The organism is Mycobacterium sp. RTGN4, from assembly GCF_033804635.1.
Taxonomy (GTDB): Bacteria; Actinomycetota; Actinomycetes; order Mycobacteriales; family Mycobacteriaceae; genus Mycobacterium.
Window position 1 is genome coordinate 207,721 of the sequence record NZ_JAPZLB010000009.1, and the last position, 26,116, is coordinate 233,836.

Below are 26,116 nucleotides of genomic sequence, written 5' to 3' on the forward strand. Positions count from 1 at the left end.
CTCTACGACATCTGATAGTCGGTCAACGGGAACTCCGACGCTTCCCGGATGGCGGCCTCCGTCGAGGAGGGCCGCAACAGCGTGGGTTCGCCGGCCGGATTGAAATAGTACGACCGCGCGGTCGCGCAGTTTCCGGTGGTGAACAGCGAGTCGCCGAGCAGTTCGGTCATCCGGTCCAGGAAGACGGTATTGGCTTCCTCGGTGACCTCGAACGTCGTGACGCCACGGCGCTTGACCTCCGTGAACAGTCGATCCATGAGCCGCATCTGGTACTCCATGGTGTTGAAGAAGTTCAACCCAAGGAACGCGTACGGGCTGGCCAGGCTCAGGTAATTCGGGAAGTATGGCATCGAAACACCTTGATACGCCTGGAATCTGGTGTCGCGCCACCACTTTCCCAAATCGCGGCCGTCGCGCCCGATGACCTCGACGGCTGGGAAGTTGGCCTCCCACAGATCGAAACCGGTGGCCAGCACCAGTGTGTCGATGACGTTCTTGGTGCCGTCATTGCCGACGATGCCGTCGGAGTCAATGTGGTCGATGCCCGCATCCTGCAGGTGTACGTGTGGCTTGGTGAAGGCGCGGTAGTAACCATTGCTGAATGTTGGCCGCTTGCAACCGAAGTCGTAGTCCGGAGTGAGCCGCCGCCGCAGTTCCTTGTCGCGGATCGTGACGAATCGGTGCAGCTTCGACAGGCCGGTCGCCGAGAGGTTGAAACGCCCGCGGAATCTCCCGTAGTGCCGTACACCCACCGAGACCATCACCTCGTAGATGGAATCGGTCAGCCAGCGAAGAACGCGCTGAGTCAACGGAACTCGCGCGAAGAGCCGCTTGGTCCGCTCGCCGAAGCGCAGGTCGACCTTGGGTACCACCCAGATCGGGGTGCGCTGGTACACCGTCAGATCGGCGGCACTCTTGGCGAGCTCGGGGATCAACTGGACGGCCGTGGCGCCGGTGCCGATGACGGCGATCCGCTGCCCGGCGGGATCGAAGCCGTCCTCCCATTCGGTGGTGTGGATGACCTTGCCGTCGAAGGAGTTGATGCCGGGGATGTCCGGAACCGCGGGCTGGGAAAGGAAGCCCGTCGCCGTGATCAGGTAGCGCGTGGTCAGCGTCTCGCCGCCAAGGGCGACGCGCCAGAGGTTTGCGTCCTCGTCCCAGCGTGCGCCCTCGACCGTCGTGTTGAACCGCATGTGGCGCCGGACGTCGTACTTGTCGGCCACGTCATCGGCGTACTGCTTGATCTCCCGCCCGGGCGTGAAGAGCCGCGACCAGTTGGGATTCGGCTCGAAGAAGTACGAGTAGGTCGTCGTCGGTACGTCGACGGCCAGGCCGGGGTAGTGGTTGACGTGCCAAGTGCCGCCCAGATCGTTCTCGCGGTCCAAGATCACGAAGTCGTGGTAGCCGAGCCGCTTCAGCTGAATGGCGGCACCGATTCCAGCGAAGCCGGCCCCCACGATGACCGCCTCGAATTGCTGCGAAGTCATGAGTAGACGGTACCAGGGGTACCGCTAACCCTTCAGTGAGCCCGACCGCTTCGGGTCGAGTGTCGCGATGCAGGTGATCGCACGGTCGCCCTTGCTCCAGGTGTCCGCCGTCGGGGCTAGTACGTACACGCCGACGGCGGCGTCGGTCATGGCCTCCGGCGCGAACTTCCCCAGTTCCTCCGGGCACTTGTTCTGCCACTCGTTGATCGTCGACGCACCGGGGTAGTCACCGCTGGGCATGTCGAGTACCGCAAACACCTCGCCCGCGTGCGGTTTGGCGCAGTCGATGGTCGGCAATGTGATGACCTCCGACCCGGTGGGCACCTCGGAGATGCAGTCGCCGACTTTCATGTCGGTGGCGATGGCAGTGTCCTTGACCGCGAAGTAAAGGATCGCCAACCCGACGACAACGATGAGCACGACCACGCCGACGGCGGACAGCGCGATGATCAAGCCCTTGCGCGAGCGCTTCGGCGGGGGTGCGGGCGCCTGCCCGTACGGGCCGGCCGCATAGGGCATCGGCGGCGGAGGAGGCCCCCATGAGCCTGGCGGCGGCGGTGACCCCCAAGAGCCGGGCGGCGGAGGAGGTGGCTGGCCCCATGCGGGCTGGTTCGGGTCTCCGGGAGGCGGCCAGGTCACCCCAGGAAGATACCGGTCACTTCCGGAAGAGAACAGTTCAGGCCAGCAGTCGGAGGGCTGCGTCGACCGCCAACGCGGGCACGTCGAGCGTCTTCGAACCGAGGTCGTGACGGGCGCCGGTGACCTCGACGAGTTCGGTTGCGGCGCCGACGAGCGCGGCCGCGGCGCGCAATTCGTCGATCGTGCCGAACGAGTCGGAGGTGCCATGGGTGAACACCGTCGGAACGGTGATGCGAGGTAGGTGCTCGGTGCGGGCCCGCTCGGGCTTGCCGGGCGGGTGCAGCGGGTACGAGAACAGCGTCAGCGCGGCAACACCGAGCCCGTCGGCGACTGCCATCGACGTCATGCGTCCTCCGTACGAGTGGCCGCCCGCGAGCACCGGCCCCAACGTGTCTGCCCGCGCGAGTTCCACCGCCTCGACGATGCCCGCTTGATCGGCCTTGGCTGACCCCGATGGCGGGCCCTTCGGGCGACGCCGACGGTAAGGCAGGTCGTAGCGCACGGCCAGCCAACCGCGGCTGGCCCACTCGTCGCACAGCTTGATCAACATCGCCGAATCCCGGTTGCCGCCCGCGCCGTGCGTCAGCAGCACGGTGCCGTGCGCCTTGCCCTTCGGCTCGTGCGCGAGGCCTGCGATGGCGTCAAGATCCATCGCGGTCAGCCAATCGGAACAACGCGGAGACGGGACCGTGGCCGTGCCCCAATGGGTAAGCGGCGCGCAGACATTCGGTGACCCAGCGCTTGGCGAACGCCACGGCGTCCGGCACCGAATAGCCGTGGGCAAGCGCGCACGCCGTCGCCGCGGCGAGGGTGTCGCCCGCGCCGTGGTCGTGGCCGGTGTCGATACGTTCGGCGTCGAATTCGTGGAACTCGGTGCCGTCGAACAACACGTCGGGGCTGTGGGCCGAGGACCGCAGGTGGCCGCCCTTGACGAGCGCCCACTTGGGCCCCAGTGCGTGCAGCGCCCGCGCCGCTTCGCGTTGCGATTCGGCCTCAATGACCTCGATCCCGGTGATCAACCGCACCTCGTCGAGGTTCGGAGTGACCAACGTCGCGATCGGAAACAGTTCGGTACGAAGCGCATTCAACGCCGACGGATGCAGCAGCGGGTCGCCGTGCATCGACGCGCAGACAGGGTCGACGACCAACGGCGGTGCGTTGGAGAGGTCGCGCCACGTCTCGGCGACCGCGCCGATGATCTCCGACGATGCCAGCATCCCGGTCTTTGCGGCCTGGATGCCGATGTCCTCGGCCACCGCGGTGATTTGGCCAGTGATGATGTCGAGTGGCAGTTCGTGGAATCCCTTGACGCCGACCGAGTTCTGCACGGTCACCGCGGCCACGGCCACACAACCGTGCAGGCCGAGCATCGCGAAGGTGCGAAGGTCGGCCTGGATGCCCGCGCCACCACCGGAATCGGACCCGGCGATCGTCATCACCCGCAGTGGGGTCTGACCGGGCGGCGTCAACGGTAGGTAGTTCACGTGCTCAAGGGTAGATAGACCTGGTTGCCCTGCTGTGCGAACTCCTCAGATTTCTCCGCCATCGCGTCCCTGATGTCCTGCGTAATGCGCATCGAGCAGAACTTCGGGCCGCACATCGAGCAGAAGTGCGCCGTCTTGGCCGGTTCGGCGGGCAGCGTCTCGTCGTGGAATTCGCGGGCGGTGTCGGGGTCGAGCGACAGGGCGAATTGGTCGTGCCAGCGGAACTCGAAGCGGGCCTTGGACAATGCGTCGTCCCTGCGCTGGGCGTGTGGGTGACCCTTGGACAGGTCGCCCGCGTGTGCGGCGATCTTGTAGGCGATGACGCCGTCCTTGACGTCCTTGCGGTCGGGCAGCCCGAGGTGCTCCTTGGGGGTGACGTAACACAGCATCGCGGTGCCGGCCTGCGCGATGATGGCCGCGCCGATCGCCGACGTGATGTGGTCGTAGGCGGGCGCGATGTCGGTGGCCAGCGGGCCGAGCGTGTAGAACGGCGCTTCCTCGCAGAGCTCTTCCTCGAGCCGGACGTTCTCGACGATCTTGTGCATGGGCACGTGCCCTGGTCCCTCGATCATCACTTGCACGCCATGGGCTTTCGCGATCTTGGTGAGCTCGCCGAGGGTGCGAAGCTCGGCGAACTGGGCCTCGTCGTTGGCGTCGGCGATCGAACCAGGGCGCAACCCGTCACCGAGCGAGAACGTCACGTCGTAGCGCGCCAGTACCTCGCAGAGTTCCTCGAAGTGGGTGTAGAGGAACGATTCGGTGTGATGCGCCAGGCACCAGGCCGCCATGATCGAGCCGCCGCGGCTGACGATGCCGGTGACCCGGTTGACCGTCAGCGGGATGTAGCGCAGCAGTACGCCCGCGTGCACGGTCATGTAGTCGACGCCCTGCTCACACTGCTCGATCACGGTGTCGCGGTAGAGCTCCCACGTCAACTTGGTGGGATCGCCGTTGACCTTCTCCATCGCCTGGTACATCGGCACGGTTCCGACCGGGACGGGGGAGTTGCGCAGAATCCACTCCCGGGTCTGGTGGATCTCGCGGCCGGTGGACAGATCCATGATGGTGTCGGCGCCCCAGCGGGTGGCCCACACCATCTTGTCGACCTCCTCGGCGATCGAGGACGTCACCGCCGAGTTGCCGATGTTGGCGTTCACCTTCACCCCGAACGCCTTGCCGATGATCATGGGCTCGGCCTCGGGATGATTGTGATTGGCGGGGATCACCGCCCGGCCGCGCGCTACCTCGTCACGGACCAACTCCGCGGGCACGCCTTCGCGCACCGCGATGAACGCCATTTCCGCGGTGACCTCGCCCGCGCGGGCCCGCTGCAGCTGAGTGCCGCGGTCCCTCACCACCCCCGGCCGGTGCGGCAGACCGCGGGTGAGCTCGATCACTGCCTGCTCGTCGGTGTACGGACCGGACGTGTCGTACAGGTCGAGGTGTTCGCCGTTGGACAGGTTCACCCGACGGAACGGCACCTTGGCGCCCTCGACGCCGTCGAGGTCGCGGTAGAGCTTGGTGCTCCCGGTGATTGGCCCCGTTGTGACAGCAGGTGTGACAGAAGGGGATTCGGACATGGATGGGGACAGGGCAAAATCAGTCAACGTCATCAGCTCCCTACGCCGGCATTACCCGGACAGGTTCATACGGTCGACGGCGCAGCCTTCGCGAAGCGAAGGGACTGCTGTAGCCGTCCTCTCAGCGCACTCCGTGTGCGCTCCCGTGGTGGACGTCCCAAACCTACCCCAGGGGACTACGGATTGCCCTGAGATGATTTGAATAGCTAACATATGTTTTTTGTGTTGGCCGTGTGCGGCCGTTTTCGATATCGCAGCTAGAAAACCGATGACATGACGACTGAGACCGAGATGACGAAGCCTCCAGTAGTGGACGACGTAGACGACGCGTTGGTCGAGACGGCCCGCCGGCGTAGCCGCATGGACCACGACCACCCGCACTACAAGTGGGTGGTGTTGTCGAACACCACGCTGGGCATCCTGCTGGCCTCGATCAACGCGTCGATCGTGCTGATCTCGCTGCCCGCGATCTTCCGCGGCATCGGACTCAACCCGCTGGCCCCCGGCAACGTCAGCTATCTGCTCTGGATGATCATGGGCTACCTGGTGGTCACGGCCGTGCTGGTGGTCCCCTTCGGCCGACTCGGCGACATGTTCGGCCGGGTCAAGATCTACAACCTCGGCTTCGTGGTCTTCACCTTCGCGGCCGTCGCGCTGTCCTTCGATCCGTTCCACCTCGGCGGCGGCGCCGTGTGGCTCATCGCGTGGCGCGTCGTCCAGGGTGTCGGCGGTGCCATGCTGATGGCGTCCTCGTCGGCGATCCTCACCGACGCGTTCCCCGCTAATCAACGCGGCATGGCGCTCGGCGTCAACATGGTGGCCGCCGTCGCGGGGTCGTTCCTCGGTCTGCTGATCGGTGGCTTCCTGTCCGAGTGGCATTGGAAGGCCATCTTCTGGGTCGGCGTGCCCATCGGCATCGCAGGCACCATCTGGAGCTACCGTTCGCTGCGCGAACTCGGCGTCCGCACCGCGGGCCGACTGGACTGGGCGGGCACGTTCACCTTCGGGCTTGGGCTGACCATCCTGCTGGTCGGCATCACCTACGGCATCCAGCCCTACGGCGACTCCACCACCGGCTGGACCAACCCGTGGGTGCTTGGCTCGATCGCCGCGGGCCTGCTGTTGTTGGTCGCGTTCTGCTTCATCGAACTGAACGTCGACTCACCCATGGTCGACATCCGACTGTTCAAGTCGGCGTCGTTCGGCATGGGCAACCTCGCAGGCCTGATGTCCTCGGTGGGCCGTGGCGGGCTGCAGTTCATGCTCATCATCTGGCTGCAGGGCATCTGGTTGCCGCTACACGGGTACAGCTTCGAGTCGACGCCGCTGTGGGCGGGCATCTACCTGCTCCCTGCCACGTTCGGCTTCCTGGTGGCCGCGCCCATCGCGGGCACGTTGTCCGACCGCTTCGGGGCTCGGCCACTAACGGTGGGCGGCATGTTGTTGATGGCGGTGGCCTTCATCTCGCTGTTGCTGATTCCGGTGAACTTCGACTACTGGATGTTCGCCGTGCTGGTGTTCCTGAACGGGCTCGGCGGCGGCATCTTCACCGCACCCAATACTGCGGCCATCATGTCGAGCGTGCCCGCCGCCCAACGTGGCGCCGCGTCTGGGGTGCGGTCGACGTTCTTCAACGCGGGCAACTCGCTGTCGATCGGAATCTTCTTCTCGCTCATGATCGTTGGGCTGGCGCACACGCTCCCGGCGGCCATGAGCAACGGCCTGCAGGCCCAGGGCGTGTCGGCTGACGTAGCCCACGACGTCGCCAACCTGCCTCCGGTCGGAAGCTTGTTCGCCGCATTCCTCGGCTACAACCCGATCGCCGAATTGCTCGGCCCCTCGGGCGCGCTCCACGCGCCAGGGGTCAACGCCGACGTGCTGACCGGCAAGACGTTCTTCCCGCAACTCATCACCGAGCCGTTCCACACCGGGCTTTCCGTGGTGTTCATTGCCGCCGCGGTGATGATGGTGCTCGGGGCGATCGCGTCGCTGTTCAGCGCGGGCCGGTACGCCGACGCGCCGGGCGCCGACAACGCGGCTTAATTTCCCCGCCAGCGCGCGTGTTGGCACGCAACACGCCGCGTCGCGATGACGCTCTGCGCACGCTCGCGGTTGACCTGAAGGCCGGTTGAGCTCTTAACGTGAACACCATGGCCCATCACAGACCTCTGCTCTCCGACGACGAAGACCTGCTGCGGGAAGCCCGCGGTGCTGTCGAGGCCTTCGTCGCCGAACTGCAAGCAGGTGTCGATGCCCGCGATGCCGACGTATTCAACGCACACTTCGCCGACGACGTGCTGTGGGGAACTCCCTACGGCGACACTGTCCAGGGTTACGACACCCTGCACGCGGTCCACCGACGGATGCTGCCTCAGCGTGTCGGCGGCGCATCGTCGCGCTACGAGACGGTCCGGGTGCGCGCGCCGGCACCCGGCGTCGCGGTGGCTCAGGTGCGGCGGGTCGCGTTCGGCGAGGACGGTGCGCCGGTCGCGAACACCGATCCGGCGACGTTCTCCGAGATGACGACATTCGTACTCGTCAGGCGAGCCGGCGAATGGTGGCTGGCCGCGGGTCAGCACACACCGGTGCGGCCCAAGCCCGCTTAGCGGATCAGCGCACCGCGCAGGAAGAACTCGTCCAGCCTGCGGACGATGATCGTGCCCACCGACAGTTGAGCGGCGATTTCGAGGTTGTCGTCGGCGATCTCCTCGCCCCACTCGAACGGCCATCCGCCATCGGGCAGGCTCGTCTGAAAGGCCAGCACCACTTCGTCACGCGTCAACTCCGACTCCACAACCATGGCCGTCGTCGTGGCTCGATGGGAGGCCGCACCCGCGAAGCCCCTGCCGCAACCGCAGCCGCCGTCCGGGTCGTCCGTGCCACGCGCGCACGGTTCCTGAATCCACACCAATTCACCCTCGATGCAGTAGTGGTAGTCGCTCGGATTGGTGCCCTGGGTCAGTCCCGTGGCCACGAGAATCTTCATGCCCTGGACGCTACGAGCGGCCACCGACACCCGGATGCATCCGAGCCGGGCTCCCTCTTCGGGTGAGTCAGTCGAGTTCGACGAGCACCGGCGCGTGGTCGCTTGGCGCAGGCGTGCCCTTCTTGCCGGGCTTGCGTTCGTCGCGGACGATCTCAGCGTGCGTGACGCGCGACGCGAAACCCGGTGAGCCGAGCACGAAGTCGATGCGCATGCCCTGCTTCTTGGGGAATCGCAGCTGCGTGTAGTCCCAGTAGGTGTACGTGCCAGGGCCGGGCGCGAAAGGCCGTACCACGTCGGCGAACTGGGCTTCGATGGCACGGAACGCCACGCGTTCCGGTTCGGTGACGTGCGTGGCGCCCTTGAAGAAGTCGACGTCCCACACGTCGTCATCGGTGGGCGCGATGTTCCAATCACCGGTCAGCGCGATCGGGGTACCCGGGTCGTCGGCCAACCAACCCTTGGCCGTTTCATCCAGCGCGGCAAGCCATTTCAGCTTGTAGGCGTAATGCGGGTCCTCGACGGTGCGCCCGTTGGGGATGTACAGGCTCCACACCCGCACGCCGCCACACGTCGCGCCGATCGCCCGAGCCTCGGCCAGCTCGTTCCATTCGGGCTGGCCGTCGAAGCCGAGTTCCACGTTGTCGAGCCCAACCCTTGACGCGATCGCAACGCCGTTCCACTGGTTGAACCCGACGTGGGCGACGTCGTAGCCGAGCGCCGCGAACGGCATGCTGGGGAACTGCGCGTCGGTGCACTTGGTCTCCTGCATGGCCAACACGTCGACGTCGGCCCGCGCTAACCAGTCGGTCACGCGATCGACACGTGAACGGATCGAGTTGACGTTCCAGGTGGCCAGCCGCACGGGCTAGAGCGTACGGCCGTCGACGTAGCGCATGCGGTGCTGGGTGCGGAAGCCCATCGATTGGTAAAGGGTGAGCGCCGCAGCGTTGTCGGCCAGCACTTGCGCGTAAGCGCGGGTGGCCCCGCGGGCGACACCCCAGGCCAGCAGGGTCGCGCACAAGGCGCGAGCGTGGCCCTTCCGACGTTCGTCCGAAGCGACGTGGACGGCGGCCAACCCCGCCCACCGGGTGCCGTCGGGGGCGGTCGTGACGGCGCCGCGTCCGACGGCTGCCGACGCGCGGGTCGCGAAGCCCACCTCGCCGTCGATCACCGCGGTCAGCACGTCGACGTCGATGTCGCGCTGGTAGCTACGCAACCACTGGTCGTCGGGGCGGGCCGCGACGTCCGCCTGCTCCGCGCCGTCGACGTCGGGGTCGAGCTCACGCGTCATCACCAGGACCTCGAGACTGGCCTGCGTCGCTTCGGGCAGTCGCACCAGGCGGTCGGGGACGGCGAGCCACGGCGTCGCGAGCCGCTCGCGATACCAGGCCACGATGGCGGGCACGGCCGTGAGGTTGGCGTGAACCTCAAGCGGAACAGCAGAATTCGCCCGGTGGCTCGGCCCCCCGCTGAATCGCAGCAGCCAGCCGTCCAGCCACTGCTGCTCGAGCCCGGGCCATGCGAGCGCCGCCGCGTGCTCGAGATTCCGAATCTGCGAATTTCGCACCGGCGCGTCGGTGAGCACGCGCACCGCCATCACGTCGCCGGGCGGAACGTCCACCAGCTCAGCGGACTTGGTCCGCACCCGGACCGTCGGCGCCACTTCGATGAGGTGCCCGACGACGTCGTTCAGCGGCCGCTCGGATCCGGCGGGGAGTCGGTAGCGCAGGCTGACCCGGGTACCCACCGGAGGAAGTTCAACCACTAGTGCCCGAACGGATCGGGACCCTCGCCAGGTGTCCAACTCAAGCCGGGAACCCCCCAGCCCTGGGCCTTCACCGCGCGCTTCGCAGCCCGCGCATGCCGTCCGATGAGGCCGTCCACGTAGAGGAAACCGTCCAGGTGGCCGGTCTCGTGCTGCAGCATCCGCGCGAACAGGCCGGTGCCCTCCAGCACGACGGGATTGCCGTCGGCGTCCAGCCCAGTGACGCGGGCCCAGTCGGCTCGGCCCCTGGGGAAGGACTCGCCAGGCACTGACAGACAGCCCTCGTCGTCGTTGTCCGGGTCGGGCATGGTCTCCGGGATGTCGGACGTTTCGAGCACAGGATTCACCACGACCCCGCGCCGCCGACTCGACAGGCCGCGCTCGTCGGCACAGTCGTAGACGAACACGCGCGCCGAGACGCCGATCTGGTTGGCGGCCAACCCCACTCCGTTGGCTTCGTCCATCGTCTCGTAGAGATCGGCGATCAGTTGGGCAAGTTCAGCGGGCAGCGAACCGTCCGCTCCGACGGGTATGGGACTGGTCACGGTGTGCAGGACGGGATCTCCCACAATGCGGATGGGTACGACGGCCACGATTAGCAAGCTTAAGTCAGCCGACTCGCGGGGCTCGATCACGGCCCAACTCCCGCTGCCGTGGTTCAATGTTGGCCGACAGCACCGGAATGTCCACCAGTTAAATGTTCGACTTTTGGAAAGGGCCCCAAGGAGCAATGGACGGCGCCATGGCGACGACTGAGCCTTCCGGGGACGACGCTGCCCTCACGGATGGGCTCACCCGCCGCGAACACGACATTCTGGCCTTCGAACGGCAATGGTGGAAGTACGCCGGTTCCAAGGAAGACGCGATCAAGGAACTCTTCTCGATGTCGGCCACCCGGTACTACCAGGTGCTCAACGCGCTCGTCGACCGGCCGGAGGCGCTCGCCGCCGACCCGATGCTGGTCAAGCGGCTGCGCCGGCTTCGGGCCAGCCGGATGAAGGCGCGTGCGGCCCGGCGGCTTGGCTTCGACGTCACCTAAGGCCTTCGTGCCTGGGGTGGGCTGGAGCAGCGGCGTAATACAGTGGGTTCGATGAATCAGCGAGAGTCCTCCGGGCTGCCCCTACGCGCCATGGTCATGGTGCTGATCTTCCTCGGCTTGGTATTTCTGCTGGTCGCGTTCAACTTCATGGGTTCCGGCGATGACGGAAGCACCAGCACCTCGACCACCTCGTCGACCACCTCGGCCAGCCCGACACCCCCTGCGACCTCGTCGACGGCCGCCGCGCCTGCGAAGGCTGACGTGCGGGTCTTCAACATTTCCGAAGTTGCGGGTGCGGCCGAGGGCGTGGCCAACCGGTTGCGCGAAGCGGACTGGAACGTGACCGAAACCGGCAACCTGACGCTCGACGGCGTGACGGCCACCACGGTCTACTACGGCGAGGCTGAAGGGGAGCGCGAAGCCGCCGACGAGGTGGGCAAATTGCTCCAGGCACCCGTCGCGCCACGATTGCCCGACATTGCAGAACAACCACCAGGCGTCATCGTGGTGGTCACCGGCTAGGCTTTCAGCCATGCCGATTTCCGCCCCGCTTCGCCTCTTCGCCGCCGCGGCGCTCATCGTCCCGATCGCGGCCGCGTGTAGCCCCTACGAGCCGACTGCCACCACTCCTGGCACCACCCCGTCGGTGTGGACCGGGTCCACGCCCCCACCGGCTTCCGGCCATGCCCAAGGCGAGGCCCCGCCCGCCGCGGGCGAGACGCTGAAGGCCGACATCAGGACCCCCGATGGCACCACCGTCGCGACCGCCCAGTTCGCGTTCTCCGGTAACTACGCGACCGTCACCGTCACGACCGTCGCGCCGGGCCTGCTGACTCCGGGATTCCACGGCCTACACGTCCACTCGGTTGGCAAGTGCGAGGCGAATTCCGTCGCACCGGCGGGCGGCGCCCCTGGCGACTTCAACTCTGCCGGTGGGCATTTCCAGAAGGCCGGCCACACCGCGCATCCGGCCAGCGGCGACCTGACCTCACTGCAGGTGCGTGAGGACGGCACCGCGAACCTGGTGACGACGACCGACTCCTTCACTGCCGAGGACCTGCTCGGCGGCACCAAGACGGCCATCATCATCCACGAGAAGGCCGACAACTTCGCCAACATCCCGCCCGAGCGGTACCAGCAGGTGAACGGCACGCCGGGTCCGGACGAGACGACGATGAGTACCGGCGACGCAGGCAAGCGGGTCGCCTGCGGTGTCATATCCGGCCCGTAGGGCAGTGTCCTTTCCCGCCCGCAGGGCATCGGCCGGGCAGCGCCCGGACCACATCGCCTTCAACCGGTCGCAGCGGCCGACCGTTGGCGTCGAGTGGGAGTTCGCGCTCGTCGACCCCAAGACCCGCGACCTCGCCAACGAGGCGGCCGGGGTCATCGCGGAGATCGGCGAAACCCCGCACGTACACAAGGAATTGCTGCGCAACACCGTCGAGGTGGTGACCGGCATCTGCGACAACGCCGGTACTGCGATGGAAGACTTGCGTGGCACGCTCGGCATCGTCCGGCCCATCGTGCGTGAACGCGGGATGGAGTTGTTCTGCGCAGGCACTCACCCGTTCGCGGAGTGGGAGGCCGCCGAACTGACCGACGGGGCGCGCTACGCCGAGCTGATCAAGCGCACCCAGTGGTGGGGCCGCCAGATGTTGATCTGGGGTGTGCACGTCCACGTCGGGATCTCGTCGGCGAACAAGGTGATGCCCATCATCACCTCGCTGCTCAACCAGTATCCGCACCTGCTGGCGCTGTCGGCCTCGTCGCCGTACTGGGACGGCGCAGACACCGGATATGCGAGCAACCGTGCGCTGCTGTTCCAGCAACTGCCCACCGCGGGCCTGCCGTTCCACTTCCAACGTTGGTCGCACTTCGAGCGGTTCGTCCACGACCAGAAGAAGACCGGCATCATCGACCACATGAACGAGATTCGTTGGGACATAAGGCCTTCCCCTCATCTCGGCACCATCGAGGTGCGTATCTTCGACGGGGTGTCCAACCTCGCCGAGCTCGGGGCGCTGGTGGCGCTGACGCACTGCCTGATCGTCGACCTGGATCGTCGGCTGGACGCGGGCGAGCAGTTGCCGACGATGCCGCCGTGGCACGTGCAGGAAAACAAGTGGCGCGCAGCGCGTTACGGCCTGGACGCGGAGATCATCCTCGACGCCGACAGCAATGAGCGGCTGGTCACCGACGACCTGGACGAGCTCTTGAACCGGCTCTATCCGATCGCGACGTCGCTGGGATGCGCCGACGAGTTGACCGCGGTGTCGGCGATGGCGGCCAACGGCGGCTCCTATCAACGGCAGCGCCAGGTCGCTGAAGAGCACGACGGCGACCTACGGGCCGTCGTCGACGCACTGATCGCGGAGTTGGTGCTGTAGGCATGCGGCGGGCAGGAGCGCAGCGACATGGGGAATGAACTCATGTCCGAGACGCCGATGTTTCCGCTGGAGTCCGTCCGACTGCCGGGTGAAGACCTGCCGCTACGGATCTTCGAGCCCCGCTATTCGGCGTTAGTGAAGGACTGCTTGGCGGGCCAGCGGAGTTTCGGCGTCGTGTTGATCGCGGCGGGTCGCGAGGTCGGCGGGGGCGACACGCGCTGTGACGTCGGGACGCTCGCGCACATCGTCACGGCGCAGGAGAGCGGCGACGGGCGCTATCGGATCGAGTGCGAGATGCGCGAACGGATTCGCGTGCAGCAGTGGCACGACGACGACCCCTACCCACGCGCCACGGTGGTGCCCTGGCCCGACGAACCGGGCGACACCGTCACCGGAGCCGACATCGCCGACGTTGAGGACCGCGTGATGGCGCTGTTCGAGCGGATCGCCGCCTCGCAACAGGCCACCCTGCCGCCGCGTGTCGAACTGCTCGGCGAGGCCGAACCCGGCGACGACGCAGGCACGCGTCTGTATGCGTTGGCCGCGCGCATCCCGATGGGCCAGGCCGACCGGTATTCGGTGCTCGAAGCGCCATCGGCAGCCGCCCGGCTGGCCGCGTTGAGCGATGCCGTCGAGACGGTGGCCGCGCTGGTGGAGTTTCAGCTGGCGGCTCCCCCGCAGGAGTAGTCAGCCGTTCTTGCGGTCAGCTACGCAGGCCCTCGATGAACTCGGTGCGCATCGCAGTGGCGCCGGCGTCCTTCCCGTACCGGTGCATCAGGTCGGCCGCAGACACCGCCGACACGTTCCAGTCGCGGGCCCTCAACCAGTCTGGGACGTCGGTGCGCTGCTCGATGAACCACAGGTCGGCCACGTCGGGAGCGTCGGAGTCTTCGCCCGCCTGCTCTCTCAGCTTTCGGACCTGGGCGCTTCGCTCGGCCAGATACTCAGGGTCGAAGAAGCCTGCGCCGAAGGACTCTATGCCGAGCCGACTGCCCGGCGCGCTCAGCGCGTCGATTCGCTCGAACAACAGGTCCTGAGCAGTGGCGGGAAGATACGGGAGCAAGCCCTCTGCCGACCACGCGGTCGGCGCATCCGCATCGAAACCACTGTCCACCAAGGCCTTCGGCCAATCTTGACGCAAGTCGACGGCAACGGCGACATGTCGCGCCACCGGTTGAACGCCGTGGCTGTGCAAGGTCTCGGCCTTGAACGCCAACACCAGCGGTTGGTCGATCTCGAAGACCTTGCTGCCCGGCGCCCACGGCAAGCGCCAGGCCCTGGCGTCGAGTCCGGCGGCCAGGATCACCGCCTGCCCGATGCCGTGTCCGCTCGCGGTCACGAAGAAGTCGTCGAACCATTTGGTCCGCGCGGCAGCATATGCCGAGATGTGCTTGATCCGTTCCGCCTGCGCACCCGCAGGCGCCTCCCAACCGAGCGCGGTGGCCGCGTCGATGAACACCTGGGCGAACGGGTCGACGATGAGTGGTTGCTCGGCGGCCGTTTCCAGCGCCCTCGCGTAGGCCACACCCAACGCGGTGGCGCCGACACCCTTGGTGATGTCCCAGCTGTCGTCGTCAGTCCTGCTCATGCTCAGCCATCTCATCTTTCGTCAGTAGGTCATCTCGGAAACTCTGTTCACGGTAAGCCAATTGGCCCACCCGATTGGCCACCACCGGAGCCGTGATGACGGTGAAGATGCCGGCCAGGATCAGCATGCCGACGTCGGCATGGCCGCGTAATCGGATCGCGGCCCCCAAGAGCACCAGCAGCAGCCCGAGCACCTGTGGCTTGGTGGCGGCATGCATCCGCGACAGGGTGTCGGGAAAACGCACCACGCCGATGGCCGCCGTCAGGGCCAGTGCGGATCCGCCAAGGACGAGCCCGCCCGCGACAATGTCCAACACGGTCATTGCGGGCTCCCGTCGTTGCGGTCTGTGTCGCGCACGCGGCTGAAGTCTTTGTCCCGCACGCGGAAGCGCGCCACGCTGACCGAACCGACGAAGCTGATCAGCGCCAGCGCCGTCAGGCTGTAGGTCACCGTGGTGTCGAGACTGAACGCTGCCCAGGTACCGATGGCGCACATCGTCACCGCGACGAAGGTGTCGAGGGCGACCAGGCGGTCCAGCGTGCCCGGGCCGGCCAGCAGCCGGAACATCGTGATGACGGCGGCGGCGGCGAGCATGACGCCGGACACCATCCAGATCGTGTTCACGAGGCTTCCCGTTCCCCGGCAGGCCGCCAGTCCTCGGGCCGCTCGAACGCCGCGATCAACAAGCGCTCCACCTCGGCGATCTGGTGGTAGAACCGGTTCACCGAGCGTTCGGAACCCACGTCGATGACGTGGACATAGATCAGCCGGCGGGTCTGGTCGATCTCCAGCACGATCGTGCCGGGGATGAGGTTGACGATGTTGACGGCCAGCGCCAACACCAAATCGGACTTGAGCGCCAGGTGCGCCCGCAGCACGGCGGTCCTCGGCGGTGGTCCCGGCTTGATCGCCAGCCAAGCCACCTGCAACGACGACACCACCAGGTAGTACCCCACCTTGATGACCAGCCATAGCAGCGACACCGGGTGAAGCCGCCCCTCAGTGGGTACCGGCGGCAGCGGCAGCAACACGGTGATAACCAACGCGACGGCCAGCCCGCTCAACGCGTTGGCGGCAGAAACGCTGCCCCACAACAACATCCACACCAGCGTCAGCCAGCACAGTACCCACGCGCGCAGCAGGAGATGTCTCATGAGCGCCCCAACACGGCCGAGATGTACTGCCCACGGTCGAGCACCTCGGTGGCCGCGCGCTGGCTGTAGGAGAAGATCGGGCCGGCGAACACCGTGAGGGCCAGGCCCACCGCGATCAGTGCGCCCGTCGGCACCAGCATGCCGACCGGCATGCGGCCGACGTCGTCCCGGTCGGCGTATGCGACGTCCTCGGAATCGTCGAGCAGCGCCGTTGGCGTAGCCATCGCGAGTGCGCCCTCGGGGGCGTCCGCGCGGGCGCGCCAGAACGCCTTGGTCCAGACCCGCGCCATCACGTAGAGCGTGAGCAGGCTCGTCACCACGCTTCCTCCGACGAGCAACCAGGCCAGCACCGAGCCGTCCTGGGCGCCGGCCTCCAACAACGCGACCTTGCCGATGAAGCCCGAAAACGGCGGTATGCCACCGAGATTGAGTGCGGGGATGAAGAACACCAGCGCTAGGAGTGGGCTGGCCGCCGCAAGCCCACCGAGGCGTTGCAGCGTGGAGGCGCCTGCTTGGCGTTCGATGAGTCCGACCACCAGGAACAGCGTCGTCTGCACCACGATGTGGTGAGCGACGTAGTAGATCGCGCCGGACATGCCGAGCGCACTGGACAGTGCGATGCCGAACACCATGTAACCGATGTGACTCACCAGGGTGAACGACAGCAGGCGCTTGATGTCGCTCTGTGCGATCGCGCCGAGGATGCCGACGACCATCGTCAGCAGTGCGGCCACCAGCAGCACGTGGTCGAGCGCGCCGCCGGGGAACAGCAGCGAATGGGTGCGGATGATCGCGTACACACCGACTTTCGTCAGCAGGCCGGCGAACACGGCGGTGACGGGTGCAGGTGCGGTGGGGTAGGAGTCGGGCAACCAGGCCGAAAGCGGGAACACTGCGGCCTTGATGCCGAAGGCCACCAGCAGCACCGCGAACATCGCACTGCGCGTGCCCGCCGGAACGCCCTCGAGCCGCACCGACAGTTCGGCCATGTTCAGGGTGCCGGTGGCTGCGTAGATCAACGCGAGGCCGATCAGGAAGACCAACGACGACACCATCGACACCATGACGTAGGCGATGCCTGCCCTGACCCGATCGGCGCTGGCGCCGATGGTCAGCAATACGAAGCTCGCGCTGAGCAACACCTCGAAGCCGACGAACAGGTTGAACAGGTCGCCGGCCAGGAATGCGGTGCAGACGCCCGCCGACAGCACCAGGTACGTCGGTAGGAAGATCGACACCGGCTGACGTTCATCGCCGTCACGGATGCCCTGCCCGATCGCGTAGAACACCACGGTCAGCAGCACTATCGCCGAGACCAGCAGCATCAGCGCAGAAAGCCGGTCGACCACCAGCGTGATGCCGAGCGGCCCCATCCCCGGCACGGTCTGACCCCAGCCACCGACCTGCACGGCCAACGTGCCGTAGCGGTCGGCCAGCACGACGAGCGCAGCGCATACCGCCACCACCGCTGAGAGCGCGACCACGGCGATGGTGCGCTGCAGCCGTGGCCTGCGCCCGGCGAACAAGGTGGCCGCCGCGGCGAGCGTCGGGATCAACACGGGTAGCGGGGTCAGCACCGCCGAGGCATTGCTCATGCGGAGCCCTCGTGGCCGGGCAACGCGTCGAGCTCGTCCGGTGCATCGGTATCGCGGGCGACGTCTGGGGTGACGGCATCCTCGTTGAGTTCGTGCTCCGACTGCTGGGAGACGCGCGTGTCCTCCGGATCGTTGTCGACCTCCTCGGCCCGCGACAACCGGTAGGACCGGTAGGTCAGCGCCAGCACGAACGCCGCGATGCCCATGGAGATGACGATCGCGGTCAGGATCATGCCCTGGGCCAACGGATCGGCCGTGGTGGTCGCGCCGTCGCTGGTCCTTCCGTGCACCGGTGGGTTGCCCGACGGTCCGCCGACGGTCAGGATCAGCAAGTTCACCGCATTACCGATGAGCAACAGCCCCAACAACATTCGGGTGAGATTGCGCTCCAGCAGCAGGTAGACGCCCGTGCTGGTGAGGCCACCGATCAGCACTAGCGGCACAAGATAGGTGGTCATCGGGCGCCAACCAGTTCTTCGTCGACGCGTGCGCCGAGGCTGCGCAGCACGTCGAGGACGAGGCCGACCACGACGAGATACACCCCGAGGTCGAAGAACAGCGCGGTCACCAGCTTGACGTGCCCGAGCACCGGAAGGTCGAACTGCAGCACCGCCGACGACAGCACCGGGGCGCCGAGTAACAGGGACGCGACAGCAGTGCCTGCCGAAAGGGTCAGTCCGGCGCCGAGCACCTTGCCTGCGTCCAGGGGCAGTGTCTCGCCGAGCTCGTACCGACCCCCTGCCAGATAGCGCAGCACCAGCGCGAGGCCAGCGGTCAGTCCTCCGGCGAAGCCGCCGCCGGGGGTGTTGTGCCCGGCGAAGAAGAAGTACGCCGACAAGACCATGATCAACGGGAAGATGAGCCGGGTGGCGACCTCCAGCACCAACGACCGGTGCCTCGGGTCACGGAGTTCGCTGCCGCGCAGCCAGGTGATGTCGCCGACCGCCGGGCTCGTCGAAAGCACTGGGATGCGGCCGATGTCGGGCTGCCCGGCGTCGCCGACGCGGGGGGCGGAGCCGAACCGGCGGTGCCGGAACACCAACGAGGCGACGCCCGTCGCGGCCACCAGAAGCACCGAGATCTCGCCCATGGTGTCCCACGCACGGATGTCGACGAGCAGCACGTTGACGGTGTTGGCGCCGTTGCCGCGGTAGTAGGCGGCGTCCGGCAGCAACTCGGCGATCGGCGTGGTGGTGCGGGCGGCCATCGCGAACACGGCCAGCGTGGTAACGCTCGCGCCGACGGCCACGGCGAGCAGTGCCCGCGGCAGTCGGTGCCGATACATGTTGGCCCGATCCGCCTCGGCGGGCAGTGTCCGCAGCACCAGCACGAAGATCACCAATATCAGTGTCTCCACAAGGAATTGGGTGAGCGCGAGGTCCGGGGCGCCGTGGAACACGAAGATGACGCCGCACCCGTAGCCCGTCACTCCGACCAGCAGCACCGCGGCAAGCCGGTTGCGCAGCACGGTGGCGGACAGTGCCGCGGCAAGGATGATCAACCCGACCACCACCTGCAGCGGCGAGTCCCACATCCGCAGTTCCGGGCGGTCGCGTGCCCCGAGCACGAGCATCGCCAACGGAAGCACGACAAGCGTGCACATGATGAGTGTCTGCGTGGCGGGTATCGATCCGCGCTGGGTCACCGCGGTGGTTCGCACGGCGAACACATCGAGGTTGCGGATCACTGCGTCGTAGCTCCGATCGGCGTTGCCCAGCGGCAGGTAACCCGTCTTCAGCCTGGGCAGCCGGGACCGCGCGGCGAAGACCGCGATGCCGACACCGAGCACCAGGATCGACAGCAGCAGAGGCAGATTCACGCCATGCCAGAGTGCGAGGTGGTAGTCCGCCCCGCCCGGCACCGTCTCGGCGTAGGAGTCGAGCACGCCGTCGAGGCCGGCGGGCCAGACGCCGAACAACAGCCCGGCCGCCGCCAGAATTGCCGGCGCAACCAGGAATGCCGGTGCGGGGCGGTGCATTTCGGCGACGCGCTGGCTTGGTTCGGCTTTGCCCTTGCCTGCGAACGCGCCGTAGATGAAACGCAGGCTGTAGATCGTCGTGAACACCGAACCGAACGCCACGCCCGCCAATACGAATGGCGCCGCGCTTCCGAGTGACGCACTGTGCGCAAGGGTTTCGAAGTCGGCCTCCTTCGCGACGAAGCCGAGGAACGGAGGCAGCGCAGCCATGCTCGCCGTCGCCCCGACCGCGATGAGCAGAAGTGGCCTGTGTTGAGCGCCGAGCCCGGACAGCCTGCGGATGTCACGGGTACCGGTGGCGTGGTCGATGATCCCGACCACCATGAACAAGGCCGCCTTGAACATCGCGTGCGCGCACAGCATCGCCAGGCCTGCCAACATCAGATCGCCGCCACCCGCCCCGACCATCAGGGTGATGAGACCGAGTTGACTTACCGTGCCGAACGCTAGGATGAGCTTGAGGTCGTACTCGCGCACCGCCCGCCAGCCGGCCAGCAGCATCGTCAACAGCCCGAGCGTCACGATGATGGGCCGCCACGGGGGTGCGTCGGCGAACCCCGGCGTCATGCGGGCCACCAAATACACGCCGGCCTTCACCATCGCCGCCGCGTGCAGGTAGGCGCTCACGGGCGTCGGGGCGGCCATCGCGCCGGGCAGCCAGAAGTGCATGGGGACGATCGCCGACTTGGAGAGCGCGCCGACCAGTACGAGCACGACTCCGATCGACGCGGCTACCCCCGACGGCGGCGCCGCGATCAATTCGGACAACAGATACGTGCCAGAGCGCTCGCCGAGGATGACGATCCCGACCAGCATGGCCAGCCCGCCCGCTGTGGTGACCAGCAGCGCCTGGGTGGCCGCTCTTCTACTGGTTGCCCGTTCGGCGTAGTGGCCGACGAGGACGAAGGACAACACCGTCGTCAGCTCCCAGAACAGGTAGAGCATCAGCATGTTGTCGCTGATGACCAACCCGAACATGGCTCCGGAGAAGGCGACGAGTTCGGCGGCGAAGCTGGGCAGGCGCTTCTCGGTGTGGCCGTCTCGATGGTGGAAGTATTCGCCGCAATAAAAGAGCACCAGCCCACCGATCGCAAGCACCAGCACGCTCATGATCGCGGCCAGCGTGTCGAACCGGAAGTCGATGTTCATCGACAACTCGGGCACCCAGTCGATGCGGACGGTGCGGTCCGGACCGTGCTGACTCGGCCAGTTCAGCGCGACCCAGACGAGTGAGGCGAGCGGCACCAACGCCAGCGGGTAGAAGGCCTGCCGTCCCCAACGGCGCACGAGCACCGGCGCCAGCACGGCCGCGGCCGCGTGCGCGTAGAGGATGGCGAGCAAGGCACTCCGATGTTCGGTGATGGTCGCTTTCGCGAAGCGCATCCGGCGGGGTGTCAGCCGTCTCGGTGGGGTTCGGCTACGTGCAGTCTACGGATAGGGGTGGCAGCGCCTCGAGCCGACCGATTGCACGCTCAGAGGGGCGGCATTTCGCAATTGATCCGCTCACGCTGAGCGTCGTCGGTCCCGTCGTAGTCGCCCGCGGCCCGGCGCAGCTTGTGTGCGAGTCCACTGGATTCGGCGTGAATCAATCCGCTGGCCTGCGTGCGATCCGCAACGGCCGAGGCGACCGCGGCACTGGTCGGCGCGCAGACCATGCCGTGGCTCGCGAAGACGTTCCGAATCGAGCTGCTGGTGGTCTGGCCGGCCGCCGTGGCGTCGGATGCGACCGCATCCTGACCGGTGGCCAGGCCGTGCAACTCACCTGTGACCACGGCTACCTCGTCGCTGGTGCACGGGACCCCCGGGAGGGGCTCGCCACCGATCTGGTCGTACGTCTGCGACAGCGTCTGGATCTCGTTGGCATTGTCCAGGGCTTGGGCGGCCATCAGTTCGAAGGCTGTGGTGGCCATGGGTACCGTGCCCAACACGGCGATGGTCTGGATCTCCATGGACAGCGCGACCCCGGCGCCGGGCGGAATCTCGATGCTCAGCGCGGCTACGGCCGGGATGATCGCCGCGGTCAACGTCGTCGACATGTAGTCGATGACCTTGCGGGTCTGGTCGAGTTGCCTGGCCTCGCGCTCGAGCACGTGCTGAATCTTGCGATCAGTCGTGGCCATCTTGGTGGCACGGTCCTGCTGGACGTCGTTCTGTCCCGTGTACGTCTCCGACCCGTCACCGGTCCAACTCCCGGGCGCATCGGTCGTCGACAGGGTCTGCTCGATCTTCTGGTACGCATCCGACCCGAGCCCGAAGCCCTGCCCTTCATCGGGCGTGCCGAATCCGCACATGTTGCCCATGGTGGCGAGCGCGATCAGGCCGGCTTCGATGATGGGTGTCTCGGCGGCCTCGATGAACCTCGCCTGCTTGGCGAAGCCAAGGGTCTCGGCCACCGGGGCGCCGTAGCCCTGCACCAGTCCGATGGCGTCGGCGCCGAACCCGGCGATCGAGCCCACCGGGTCGTCGCCGAAGCCCTGGATGTGCCCGTCGATGCCGTTGGCGGCGTTGAAGTCGCCGTAGCTGTCGAGAATGCTGCCCTGACCCATGTCGGTCGAATCCCCCAGTCGTTTCGTTGCTGAATCGACCGTAACCCGCTGCGGAGGCGCTCCCGCGCACCAATTCTCGCGCCGGGCGAGGTTTATTGCGGCGTCGGCTGCCACGCTCGCAGGCGGTCGATGGCCCGGCCGTCGGTTAGCTCGACCCGGTATTCGGGATGCTGCCAATAGCAGCGGATCAACTCGCGCAACGCCTCGCCATCGGTCGCGTATAGGCCGGCATCCGCGATCGCCGCGATGGCGCCGTTCGAGAGGGTGAGGGTGATGGGACACCGGGCGTACGGGGTGGCGCGCAATCCGGTCACCGCATTGATCTGGTCCCACGCGCCGCCGCCGGTGCGGTACTCGGCGAACACGAAGCCGTCGGGGTTCAGCCGCACGTACGCGCTGCCTCTCCGGCCTGCCATCTTCACCAGGTAGCGGGCGCAGAGCGCGGCGAACAAGCCGAACATCACGACGTAGCCGAAGCGCAACGAGTACGGGTACGGCACGGTGACCTTGCCCATCACGCCGAGCACCGCCCACAACACGCACGTCACGAAGCCGATCAGCATCATCGCCGCGCTGAGTACGTCCACGCTGAGCGCGGGCCGGAAGGTCGTGCCGGTGTGGTCGGTCGTGATGCGCGGGACGCGACGGCTCCGGAAGGGCTTCTGGGCCAACGGGATCGCGAAGCACGCGGCGGCGCCTCCGAAGAGCAGTGCGCGCGGCCAGTCCTGGTGGCGCACGGCGTCGTAGCCTGCGGCGAGGAAGACGAGCACCGCGACCGACTGGGCGAAGACGCCAAACCACTGGAGCACGTTGGGCCTTCGCCCGTCGGTACCCTCGGACATGGCCTTCCCCCTTCATCGCCGGACAGACGTTGAGGGTAATCGCGCTAGGTCGTCGGTCGCGTCACCATCTTGATCGGGATCGCGTGGCCGAGCACGCCGATCCCTGCGCCAAGGATGGGCCAGATGGGCCAGAAGTACCAGGTGCCGCCGGACAGTGCGACCGACAGCCACACCGTCAGCACGATGAGCACCATGAACACGTACCCGGCCAGGTGAAGCCGCACCGACATTCGGGCCGCGGCCTTGCGGGCCTCGCGGCGGCGAGGGTCGTTGCGCCGCAACTGGGCGATGGGGAGGTCGGCCAGCAGTTGCCTGAGTTCGTTGCCGGAGTGGGCCGCGAACGCCGCAGCGACCCTTTGCTCGTACTCGGTGATGTCGAGGTAGCCCTGCGTCAGGGCCTGCCCTAGCTGCGTTGCGGTCGCCGCGCGGTCGCGGTCGCCGGCGCGAACCATCGAGGTGGGGAGGGTCGTCGCCATGTCCCGCCTTCCAATCTTGACGATGTCTAGTTCCTATAGGTCGAGACTGACATGTCAGTAGTGGAATGTCAAGATTCGGGTTCATTTCGTTTGGTCAAACGCGATCGACGGCCCAAACACACGATCACGATGGGGCTACGAGGCCCAAACTACTGAGACGAGCAGCGCCATGACGGTCGACGAAACCAAGTTGAATGCGTTCCTCGGTAAGGCAGTGGGTGATCTCGGGGCGGCGATCAGTGCGACGTTGATACTCGTCGGCGATCGACTGGGGCTCTACCGAGAGCTTGCGAAGGGTTCGCTGACTCCGGCTGAACTAGCGCAGCGCACCGGCACCAACGAGCGCTACATCCGCGAATGGCTCGGCAATCAGGGCGCAGGGGGATACGTGGAGTTGGACCCCTCAACGGGCAAGTGGTCGCTGAGCCCCGAGCAGGCGCTGTGCCTCACCGACCCGAGTGGCCCGGTCGACATGCCCGGTGCGTACAACATCGTCGAAGCAACATTTCACGCCCTTGGACACACCCTCGAAAACTTCAAGTCCGGAGCGGGCATGGAATGGGGTGAACACCATCCGTGTCTGTTCGAGGGCACCGAGCGGTTCTTCCGCGCCGGCTACCACGCGAATCTGATCGGCTCCTGGCTGCCCGCACTCGACGGCGTCGTCGAGAAACTGTCGCGCGGCGCGAAGGTCGCGGACGTGGGCTGCGGACACGGTGCCAGCACCATCTTGATGGCGAAGACGTACCCGGAGTCGGAGTTCATCGGCTACGACTACCACGCCGAATCGATAAGGGTCGCAGGCGAGAAGGCCGCGGCCGCCGGTGCGCCAAACGCGCGGTTCGAGGTCGCGGACGCGGTCGGCTACCCGGACACCGGATTCGACCTCATCGCATTCTTCGACTGTTTGCACGACATGGGCGATCCGGACAGCGTCGCCCGCCATGCTCGTCAGGCGATGAACGACGACGGCACGGCGATGATCGTGGAACCCTTCGCGAACGACGAGGTGGTCGACAACCTCAACCCCGTGGGCCGGGTGATGTACGGCGCGTCCGCCCAGATTTGCGTCCCCGTTTCGCTCGCGCGCAACGGCCCTGCGCTCGGCGCCCAGGCGGGGGAGGCCAGGCTTCGACGTGTGGTTGTCGACGCAGGCGGCTTCACTCGGTTCCGGCGGGCCACCGAGACACCGTTCAACCTCGTACTCGAGGCCCGCCCCTGATCGCCACGGAATGTCGTTCGGGTTCAATGTGGGCATGTCAGAAGCACACCGAGTGGTCAGTACCAGCCGCGACGTGGCGGCCCCCGCCGCGACGATCTTCGAGCTCGTCGCCGACCCCGCGCAACAGCCGCGCTGGGACGGCAACGACAACCTCGCCGAGGCGCCGTCGGGTCAGCGGGTGCGAGCGGTCGGTGAGGTTTTCACGATGGGCCTGACGATCGGCGCCGCGCGCGAGAACCACGTCGTGGAGTTCGAGGAGGGTCGGCTGATCGCGTGGCGGCCCTCTGAGCCGGGTGCGACGCCGCCCGGCCACCTGTGGCGCTGGCGGTTGGAGCCCATCGACGACACCCACACCCGCGTCACTCACACCTACGACTGGTCGCAGCTGACCGATGAGCAACGGATGGTGCGGGCCAGGGCCACCACGACCGAGCGCTTGCAGGACTCTGTCGACAGACTGGCTGCGCTGGCCGAGGCGACCGGGTAATCATGAACGCCGAGAAGGGCTTTCGCTCCGTCACCCGGGTGGAAGACCTCGCCACGGATCTGGCTGGGACACACCGTGCGGTACCGCCGGGAAATGCTCCTGCGGAAACCGAGGCGCTGGTGGCTCGACTCGATGAGCACGGGTACGTGGTGTTGCCCAGGCTCATCGACGACATGGGACTGGCTGCGATCCGTCGTGCCGTCGATCCGCTGCTGGGCCCGATGGGCCGGAATACCTTCGAGGGCAACCACACTCAGCGCGTCTACAGTGTCCTCAACAAGACGCGCGCACTCGACTCGGTGGTCGAGCACCCTGGCGTGCTGGCCGTGCTGGATCGACTCCTGATGCCGAATTACCTGCTCTCCCAACTGCAGGTGATCAATATCCACCCCGGGGAGCACGCGCAGTTGGCGCATCCTGACGATGGCTTCTACCCGATCCCGCGGCCGCGTCAGGTGCTGTCCCTCGCCACGATCTGGGCCATCGACGAGTTCACCGCGACCAACGGCGCGACGGTGGTGATTCCCGGCAGCCACCGCTGGGGCGACGACCGCACGCCGCAGCCGTCCGACGTACGCACACCCGTTGAGATGTCGGCCGGATCGTGCGTGCTGTTCGTGGGATCGCTGTGGCACGGCGGGGGAGCCAACCGTCACGAACGCCCGCGGATGGCGGTCACGGCGCAGTACTGCCAACCGTGGCTGCGGCCGCAGGAGGCCTTCACCCTGTCGACCACCCGCGATACGGTCCAGGCGCTGTCGCCGAAGCTGCGGGCCATGCTCGGCTACAGCATCCACCCGCCGTTCATGGGCTCGGTCGACGGAATGCACCCGTTGCGCCTGCTCGACTGACCCTCGGTTG

At 66.8% G+C, this 26,116-nt stretch carries 29 protein-coding genes and 1 riboswitch; of the genes, 10 read left to right on the plus strand and 19 right to left on the minus strand.

Translation table 11 applies throughout. The features are described 5' to 3' along the window. Positions 1–2 precede the first annotated feature (2 nt). Genes SLQ30_RS20780 through thiC form a run of 5 tightly spaced genes read right to left on the minus strand, consistent with a single transcriptional unit; the run spans position 3 to position 5,190 of the window. Positions 3–1,487, minus strand: a complete 1,485-nt coding sequence (locus SLQ30_RS20780) for an NAD(P)/FAD-dependent oxidoreductase (RefSeq protein WP_319448101.1) — start codon at positions 1,485–1,487, stop codon at positions 3–5. Positions 1,488–1,511: 24 nt separating this feature from the next. Next, on the minus strand, positions 1,512–2,126 hold the full coding sequence (locus SLQ30_RS20785) for a septum formation family protein (RefSeq protein WP_319448100.1): 615 nt from the start codon (positions 2,124–2,126) through the stop codon (positions 1,512–1,514). 37 nt (positions 2,127–2,163) lie between these two features. Further along, a complete protein-coding gene (locus tag SLQ30_RS20790) occupies positions 2,164–2,778 on the minus strand; it encodes an alpha/beta family hydrolase (protein ID WP_319448099.1) in 615 nt (204 codons plus the stop codon). Next, on the minus strand, positions 2,768–3,610 hold the full coding sequence (gene thiD / locus SLQ30_RS20795) for a bifunctional hydroxymethylpyrimidine kinase/phosphomethylpyrimidine kinase (protein ID WP_319448098.1): 843 nt from the start codon (positions 3,608–3,610) through the stop codon (positions 2,768–2,770). The genes SLQ30_RS20790 and thiD overlap by 11 nt, the downstream gene beginning before the upstream one ends. Continuing rightward, positions 3,607–5,190, minus strand: coding sequence for a phosphomethylpyrimidine synthase ThiC (gene thiC, locus SLQ30_RS20800; RefSeq protein ID WP_319448298.1), 1,584 nt, complete (start codon positions 5,188–5,190; stop codon positions 3,607–3,609). The genes thiD and thiC overlap by 4 nt, the downstream gene beginning before the upstream one ends. A gap of 20 nt (positions 5,191–5,210) precedes the next feature. Continuing rightward, a riboswitch (TPP riboswitch) is annotated at positions 5,211–5,347 on the minus strand. Positions 5,348–5,463: 116 nt separating this feature from the next. On the opposite strand from thiC, the gene SLQ30_RS20805 reads away from it, so the two are divergent. Together SLQ30_RS20805 and SLQ30_RS20810 are read left to right on the plus strand one after the other, a co-directional pair. After that, positions 5,464–7,233, plus strand: a complete 1,770-nt coding sequence (locus SLQ30_RS20805) for an MFS transporter (protein WP_413468107.1) — start codon at positions 5,464–5,466, stop codon at positions 7,231–7,233. A 107-nt stretch (positions 7,234–7,340) separates the two neighbouring features. Then, positions 7,341–7,796 (plus strand): SgcJ/EcaC family oxidoreductase, encoded by a 456-nt coding sequence (locus SLQ30_RS20810; RefSeq protein WP_319448097.1) that lies wholly within the window; start codon positions 7,341–7,343, stop codon positions 7,794–7,796. On the opposite strand, the gene SLQ30_RS20815 is transcribed toward SLQ30_RS20810, so the two are convergent. From SLQ30_RS20815 to SLQ30_RS20830, 4 genes are all read right to left on the minus strand, one after another. Beyond that, positions 7,793–8,176, minus strand: a complete 384-nt coding sequence (locus tag SLQ30_RS20815) for a hypothetical protein (RefSeq protein WP_319448096.1) — start codon at positions 8,174–8,176, stop codon at positions 7,793–7,795. The genes SLQ30_RS20810 and SLQ30_RS20815 overlap by 4 nt on opposite strands. A gap of 67 nt (positions 8,177–8,243) precedes the next feature. After that, positions 8,244–9,038, minus strand: coding sequence for an exodeoxyribonuclease III (locus SLQ30_RS20820; protein ID WP_319448095.1), 795 nt, complete (start codon positions 9,036–9,038; stop codon positions 8,244–8,246). A 3-nt stretch (positions 9,039–9,041) separates the two neighbouring features. Continuing rightward, complete coding sequence (locus SLQ30_RS20825; RefSeq protein WP_319448094.1) at positions 9,042–9,941, minus strand: GNAT family N-acetyltransferase; 900 nt, start codon at positions 9,939–9,941, stop codon at positions 9,042–9,044. Continuing rightward, entirely contained in the window at positions 9,941–10,534 is a 594-nt protein-coding gene (locus SLQ30_RS20830; RefSeq protein ID WP_319448093.1) for a peptide deformylase, read from the minus strand. Before SLQ30_RS20830 ends, SLQ30_RS20825 begins: the two co-directional genes overlap by 1 nt. A gap of 137 nt (positions 10,535–10,671) precedes the next feature. On the opposite strand from SLQ30_RS20830, the gene SLQ30_RS20835 reads away from it, so the two are divergent. Genes SLQ30_RS20835 through SLQ30_RS20855 form a run of 5 tightly spaced genes read left to right on the plus strand, consistent with a single transcriptional unit; the run spans position 10,672 to position 14,054 of the window. Next, a complete protein-coding gene (locus tag SLQ30_RS20835; RefSeq protein WP_319448092.1) occupies positions 10,672–10,980 on the plus strand; it encodes a DUF3263 domain-containing protein in 309 nt (102 codons plus the stop codon). A gap of 51 nt (positions 10,981–11,031) precedes the next feature. Further along, positions 11,032–11,502 carry a LytR C-terminal domain-containing protein gene (locus SLQ30_RS20840; protein WP_319448091.1) on the plus strand — a complete coding sequence of 157 codons (471 nt, stop codon included), beginning with the start codon at positions 11,032–11,034 and terminating at the stop codon, positions 11,500–11,502. 10 nt (positions 11,503–11,512) lie between these two features. Further along, entirely contained in the window at positions 11,513–12,211 is a 699-nt protein-coding gene (gene sodC / locus SLQ30_RS20845; protein WP_319448090.1) for a superoxide dismutase[Cu-Zn], read from the plus strand. Positions 12,212–12,215: 4 nt separating this feature from the next. Continuing rightward, the gene (locus tag SLQ30_RS20850) at positions 12,216–13,367 is read left to right on the plus strand and encodes a glutamate--cysteine ligase (protein WP_319448089.1); all 1,152 of its coding nucleotides are present in this window, start codon (positions 12,216–12,218) and stop codon (positions 13,365–13,367) included. 42 nt (positions 13,368–13,409) lie between these two features. Continuing rightward, positions 13,410–14,054, plus strand: a complete 645-nt coding sequence (locus SLQ30_RS20855) for an LON peptidase substrate-binding domain-containing protein (protein WP_319448296.1) — start codon at positions 13,410–13,412, stop codon at positions 14,052–14,054. A gap of 16 nt (positions 14,055–14,070) precedes the next feature. Here the strand turns inward: SLQ30_RS20855 and SLQ30_RS20860 are convergent, their stop codons facing one another. The 10 genes from SLQ30_RS20860 to SLQ30_RS20905 all read right to left on the minus strand — a co-directional run bounded on the left by SLQ30_RS20860 (position 14,071) and on the right by SLQ30_RS20905 (position 23,546). After that, positions 14,071–14,955 (minus strand): SAM-dependent methyltransferase, encoded by an 885-nt coding sequence (locus SLQ30_RS20860; protein WP_319448088.1) that lies wholly within the window; start codon positions 14,953–14,955, stop codon positions 14,071–14,073. Further along, positions 14,942–15,277 (minus strand): monovalent cation/H(+) antiporter subunit G, encoded by a 336-nt coding sequence (gene mnhG / locus SLQ30_RS20865; protein WP_319448087.1) that lies wholly within the window; start codon positions 15,275–15,277, stop codon positions 14,942–14,944. Before mnhG ends, SLQ30_RS20860 begins: the two co-directional genes overlap by 14 nt. Then, on the minus strand, positions 15,274–15,564 hold the full coding sequence (locus SLQ30_RS20870) for a monovalent cation/H+ antiporter complex subunit F (RefSeq protein WP_413468115.1): 291 nt from the start codon (positions 15,562–15,564) through the stop codon (positions 15,274–15,276). The genes mnhG and SLQ30_RS20870 overlap by 4 nt, the downstream gene beginning before the upstream one ends. Before the next feature lie 11 nt (positions 15,565–15,575). Continuing rightward, positions 15,576–16,109, minus strand: coding sequence for a Na+/H+ antiporter subunit E (locus tag SLQ30_RS20875; RefSeq protein WP_319448085.1), 534 nt, complete (start codon positions 16,107–16,109; stop codon positions 15,576–15,578). Beyond that, complete coding sequence (locus SLQ30_RS20880) at positions 16,106–17,704, minus strand: Na+/H+ antiporter subunit D (protein WP_319448084.1); 1,599 nt, start codon at positions 17,702–17,704, stop codon at positions 16,106–16,108. The genes SLQ30_RS20875 and SLQ30_RS20880 overlap by 4 nt, the downstream gene beginning before the upstream one ends. Beyond that, the gene (locus SLQ30_RS20885; RefSeq protein WP_319448083.1) at positions 17,701–18,162 is read right to left on the minus strand and encodes a Na(+)/H(+) antiporter subunit C; all 462 of its coding nucleotides are present in this window, start codon (positions 18,160–18,162) and stop codon (positions 17,701–17,703) included. Before SLQ30_RS20885 ends, SLQ30_RS20880 begins: the two co-directional genes overlap by 4 nt. Then, complete coding sequence (locus tag SLQ30_RS20890) at positions 18,159–21,023, minus strand: Na+/H+ antiporter subunit A (protein ID WP_319448295.1); 2,865 nt, start codon at positions 21,021–21,023, stop codon at positions 18,159–18,161. Before SLQ30_RS20890 ends, SLQ30_RS20885 begins: the two co-directional genes overlap by 4 nt. 131 nt (positions 21,024–21,154) lie before the next feature. After that, complete coding sequence (locus SLQ30_RS20895) at positions 21,155–22,228, minus strand: type VII secretion target (protein WP_319448082.1); 1,074 nt, start codon at positions 22,226–22,228, stop codon at positions 21,155–21,157. Between the two features lie 92 nt (positions 22,229–22,320). After that, complete coding sequence (locus tag SLQ30_RS20900; protein WP_319448081.1) at positions 22,321–23,070, minus strand: hypothetical protein; 750 nt, start codon at positions 23,068–23,070, stop codon at positions 22,321–22,323. Positions 23,071–23,114: 44 nt separating this feature from the next. Next, positions 23,115–23,546 carry a DUF1707 domain-containing protein gene (locus tag SLQ30_RS20905; protein ID WP_319448080.1) on the minus strand — a complete coding sequence of 144 codons (432 nt, stop codon included), beginning with the start codon at positions 23,544–23,546 and terminating at the stop codon, positions 23,115–23,117. 169 nt (positions 23,547–23,715) lie between these two features. On the opposite strand from SLQ30_RS20905, the gene SLQ30_RS20910 reads away from it, so the two are divergent. Genes SLQ30_RS20910 through SLQ30_RS20920 form a run of 3 tightly spaced genes read left to right on the plus strand, consistent with a single transcriptional unit; the run spans position 23,716 to position 26,106 of the window. Next, positions 23,716–24,768: a class I SAM-dependent methyltransferase gene (locus tag SLQ30_RS20910; protein WP_319448079.1), complete on the plus strand. Its 1,053-nt coding sequence runs from the start codon at positions 23,716–23,718 to the stop codon at positions 24,766–24,768. Positions 24,769–24,802: 34 nt separating this feature from the next. Beyond that, entirely contained in the window at positions 24,803–25,255 is a 453-nt protein-coding gene (locus SLQ30_RS20915; protein WP_319448078.1) for an SRPBCC family protein, read from the plus strand. Positions 25,256–25,257: 2 nt separating this feature from the next. Continuing rightward, positions 25,258–26,106 (plus strand): phytanoyl-CoA dioxygenase family protein, encoded by an 849-nt coding sequence (locus SLQ30_RS20920; RefSeq protein ID WP_319448077.1) that lies wholly within the window; start codon positions 25,258–25,260, stop codon positions 26,104–26,106. The last annotated feature ends 10 nt before the right edge of the window (positions 26,107–26,116 follow it).

Coding starts and splice junctions, on each gene's coding strand:
- SLQ30_RS20920 (WP_319448077.1), top strand. CDS start 25,258: ATGAACGCCGAGAAGGGCTTTCGCTCCGTCACCCGGGTGGAAGACCTC.
- SLQ30_RS20895 (WP_319448082.1), bottom strand. CDS start 22,228: ATGGGTCAGGGCAGCATTCTCGACAGCTACGGCGACTTCAACGCCGCC.
- SLQ30_RS20780 (WP_319448101.1), bottom strand. CDS start 1,487: ATGACTTCGCAGCAATTCGAGGCGGTCATCGTGGGGGCCGGCTTCGCT.
- SLQ30_RS20790 (WP_319448099.1), bottom strand. CDS start 2,778: ATGGATCTTGACGCCATCGCAGGCCTCGCGCACGAGCCGAAGGGCAAG.
- SLQ30_RS20875 (WP_319448085.1), bottom strand. CDS start 16,109: ATGAGACATCTCCTGCTGCGCGCGTGGGTACTGTGCTGGCTGACGCTG.
- SLQ30_RS20840 (WP_319448091.1), top strand. CDS start 11,032: ATGAATCAGCGAGAGTCCTCCGGGCTGCCCCTACGCGCCATGGTCATG.
- SLQ30_RS20835 (WP_319448092.1), top strand. CDS start 10,672: ATGGACGGCGCCATGGCGACGACTGAGCCTTCCGGGGACGACGCTGCC.
- thiC (WP_319448298.1), bottom strand. CDS start 5,190: ATGTCCGAATCCCCTTCTGTCACACCTGCTGTCACAACGGGGCCAATC.
- sodC (WP_319448090.1), top strand. CDS start 11,513: ATGCCGATTTCCGCCCCGCTTCGCCTCTTCGCCGCCGCGGCGCTCATC.
- SLQ30_RS20810 (WP_319448097.1), top strand. CDS start 7,341: ATGGCCCATCACAGACCTCTGCTCTCCGACGACGAAGACCTGCTGCGG.
- SLQ30_RS20880 (WP_319448084.1), bottom strand. CDS start 17,704: ATGAGCAATGCCTCGGCGGTGCTGACCCCGCTACCCGTGTTGATCCCG.
- SLQ30_RS20915 (WP_319448078.1), top strand. CDS start 24,803: ATGTCAGAAGCACACCGAGTGGTCAGTACCAGCCGCGACGTGGCGGCC.
- SLQ30_RS20905 (WP_319448080.1), bottom strand. CDS start 23,546: ATGGCGACGACCCTCCCCACCTCGATGGTTCGCGCCGGCGACCGCGAC.
- SLQ30_RS20855 (WP_319448296.1), top strand. CDS start 13,410: ATGTCCGAGACGCCGATGTTTCCGCTGGAGTCCGTCCGACTGCCGGGT.
- SLQ30_RS20870 (WP_413468115.1), bottom strand. CDS start 15,564: ATGGTGTCCGGCGTCATGCTCGCCGCCGCCGCCGTCATCACGATGTTC.
- SLQ30_RS20910 (WP_319448079.1), top strand. CDS start 23,716: ATGACGGTCGACGAAACCAAGTTGAATGCGTTCCTCGGTAAGGCAGTG.
- SLQ30_RS20860 (WP_319448088.1), bottom strand. CDS start 14,955: ATGAGCAGGACTGACGACGACAGCTGGGACATCACCAAGGGTGTCGGC.
- SLQ30_RS20805 (WP_413468107.1), top strand. CDS start 5,464: ATGACGACTGAGACCGAGATGACGAAGCCTCCAGTAGTGGACGACGTA.
- SLQ30_RS20885 (WP_319448083.1), bottom strand. CDS start 18,162: ATGACCACCTATCTTGTGCCGCTAGTGCTGATCGGTGGCCTCACCAGC.
- SLQ30_RS20900 (WP_319448081.1), bottom strand. CDS start 23,070: ATGTCCGAGGGTACCGACGGGCGAAGGCCCAACGTGCTCCAGTGGTTT.
- mnhG (WP_319448087.1), bottom strand. CDS start 15,277: ATGACCGTGTTGGACATTGTCGCGGGCGGGCTCGTCCTTGGCGGATCC.
- SLQ30_RS20815 (WP_319448096.1), bottom strand. CDS start 8,176: ATGAAGATTCTCGTGGCCACGGGACTGACCCAGGGCACCAATCCGAGC.